Source organism: Alcanivorax sp. HI0083 (assembly GCF_001635175.1).
This window is the reverse complement of record NZ_LWFX01001172.1, coordinates 1-2,768: the sequence shown is the minus strand read 5'-3', so window position 1 is coordinate 2,768 and position 2,768 is coordinate 1. Positions and strand designations below refer to the sequence as shown.

2 protein-coding genes and 1 pseudogene are annotated in these 2,768 nt (G+C 58.6%); all 3 read left to right on the top strand.

Going from position 1 to position 2,768, the window contains the following annotated elements:
• The coding region (locus tag A3754_RS16775) for an endonuclease/exonuclease/phosphatase family protein (protein ID WP_197468692.1) at nt 1–568 on the top strand (568 nt) is incomplete at its 5' end.
• Between the two features lie 76 nt (nt 569–644).
• Nucleotides 645–1,181, top strand: a complete 537-nt coding sequence (locus A3754_RS16770) for an NUDIX hydrolase (RefSeq protein ID WP_063520616.1) — start codon at nt 645–647, stop codon at nt 1,179–1,181.
• 542 nt (nt 1,182–1,723) lie between these two features.
• Nucleotides 1,724–2,768: pseudogene (locus tag A3754_RS16765) on the top strand (hypothetical protein); the annotation flags it as partial.

The following is a 2,768-nucleotide window of genomic DNA, read 5'->3' as shown; positions in this document are numbered from 1 at the left end:
CCACCTGGCCTCCATGGCCGATTTCCCCTTCTGGCACCAGCAGTTGAACCGCAACCTTGGCCGCCTTGGCCAGTTCAGTAATGGCTTTCTCAGCCGGCACCAACCGTTTGAAATCACCGATCACCGTTTGCCCGGGTTGCCCGGTCGCGGAGCGATCGTGATCAAGTACGGTCACCCGATTCAGCCGTTGGTTGTGGTTGTGGCGCACTTGGCGCTGGGTGAAAAGGTGCGTAATACCCAGTTGTCCTACCTGTCCCGCTTGTTGGCGGACTACAAGTACGTGGTGATGATGGGTGATTTCAATTGTCGCCTGGATCATCTGGACAATTCGCCGTTGGCAGCCCTGGGCTTGCAGACGGTGCAGGCGGATAACCTCAATACCTATCCCAGCTGGGCCCCGGATCGTCATATCGACCACATCCTGTTATCGCCGGAGTTGGAGAGTCGCCACACCCGTGTGCTCGCCGACTGCCTGCTGTCGGATCACCTGCCTTTGGCCACGGAAATTGTCATTCCTGATGAGGTTGTCGCGGCCACCCGGGAGCATCGGCTGCCGTTGATTAGCTAAGCGGTTATTGCGGTGAAGCCGCCGCCGGCCGCCAACATTCCATGACACTGTCATCGTCTCGGGGCAGGCTGTAGCCATGACAATATTCCGTTCCCTGCTTCTCCTTTCTGTTTTGCTGCCGTCGCTGCAGGCGCTGGCGGACTGTCCCCGTGTGCCCGGCCAGGAAGATGACCGGCGGGCCAATGCCGGCTGCCTGATTGTTCGTGATCAGCAGGTGTTGCTGATCAGCCATCGCTGGGGTGGAAAGCTGGGTGTACCCGGTGGAACCCTGGAGCCGGGGGAGTTGGCCCAGTGCACGGCGTATCGGGAAACCCTTGAAGAGAGCGGTGTGCGGGTTGTAGTGGGCGAGCGCTTGCAGGTGATGAAAAACGGCTTTCACTTGTATCGCTGCCACCTGCAACAACCCGTGGATAGCGGTGGGCCAGTGGATGTGCCTCGCTCGGGACTGGCCGAAGTCTCGGCTATTGACTGGTATCCGTTATCGTCACTGAGCAAGGCGCGTTGGCGTTTCGAATACCAGTTTGAACAATTTTTGCAGGTGGCAGCTGAGGCTATGCAGGGTGGGACAGCACCTGATCCGGATTCCGCCAGTAACGGACAGCCGGAGAAGTGAGGCCCTCTTTTGTCAGCCAGCTTCGATGAGTGATGCAGCCCATGCCGGGGGGCTCCCGGCCACTGCTTTCCTTCCAGGCGTACTCGAAACGGTCTCCCCGCCATTGATCCCGCTTTTTGTCCGCTCTTCAGCTGCTTGCAATCAAGACTGACGCGCATTCATTAATGCTCTAGGGAACCTCTGAAAAACTCCTTGCATGCTCAGCGTGGCCTGAAGCGTGCAGCTGTTTCGTCTTGTCTTGATGGTCAGGGTGGTTCCCTTTCCGAGAGGCAAGGCGCAGCAGATGTGCGCTTCAGGCCACGCCCTTCGGGTCATTCAGGCTGGCCCGCACTCGTTGTTGCGCTTTTTCGATGGATGGACATACACCTTCAAAAGCACGCCTAGATTGCGAACCAGCCTGAAAGACTGGGTACGCAAGGAGTTTTTCAGAGGTTCCCTAGCAACAACTTCTCTGACGTTATACCCCATATGGGTGATGCGAGCTCGATGGTGGCCCCATAGATTAAGTATTGAAAAAAACTGGGGTGATCGGAGACATCACAATGAAACATACCTTCAAGATCGCCAGTCTGGCGTTGGCGGTTGCCATCGCTGGTTGTGGCGGCGGGGGCGGCAGTAGTGGGGCCGCGCCCAGCAGCAAGCCCAAACCGACCGGTACACCGGTTGCAGGGAGTGCGGTAAAAGGGCCTCTGGCCAACGCCGCAGTGACGCTCTATCAACTGGATTTCAATGCAGACGGCGGTGCTGGCAACCAGCTTGATACGGGCAGTACCAATGGCAGTGCGGCCTTTTCCGGGGTCAGCATCCCTGCTGGCACCACAGGTGATGTGCTGGTTGAAGTTCAGGCCGATGCGGATACCGTTGACCTGACCACCGGCCAGGCGCCGGTCATCACCAGGCTGTTGTCTGTCACTTCGGCAGAAGCGGTTGCCAATGGTGAAACCAACTACCCGACGCCGTTGAGCACCCTGGTGGTCAAGATGGCGTTGGCCAACGCGGACAACACAGACAGCGGTTTCGCGGGTGATGACAATGGCACGGTGAGCGCCGCTGAATGGACCGCCGCCCTGAAGCTGGCGAAAAGCAAGGTGCGCAGCCAGTTCGGCTTTGGCCTGCTGGACGACAGCGTGGACCTGCTGTCTTCCCCGCCGCTGATTACCAGCGACCAGGATGACCAGGAGAAGGTTGTAAAACTACGTACAGCGGTGGAGGCAGTGGCGGCGCTGATGGCCGACATGGCGGAGGCTGCCAAGACCGAGAACCCGAACAGCACCGAAACAGCGGACTCCATGTTCGCGGCCCTGTCTGAAGACCTCAACGATGGTCAGGTGGATGGGCAGAGCGAGGGTGAAGTCATTGCCACCTTTGCCAACATCGCGGATGTGGCAGCAAAGGTCACCCAGGATCCTTCTTCACTCACTATCCCCGGTTCCAACAAGACCGTATCCCAGGTAGCCAGTGTGGTGGCTGAAGAAACGGCAGATACCGGCGTGGACGCGGATACGTCTACTGCCGAGAACACCACCACGGTTATCGAGCCGGCAGAAACCGAAAGTGATATCGATCAGGATGGCATGCCGGACAGCA

Bases quoted from the DNA above. Each gene is read 5' to 3' on its own strand.
- A3754_RS16770 (WP_063520616.1), top strand. From the start codon at position 645: ATGACAATATTCCGTTCCCTGCTTCTCCTTTCTGTTTTGCTGCCGTCG.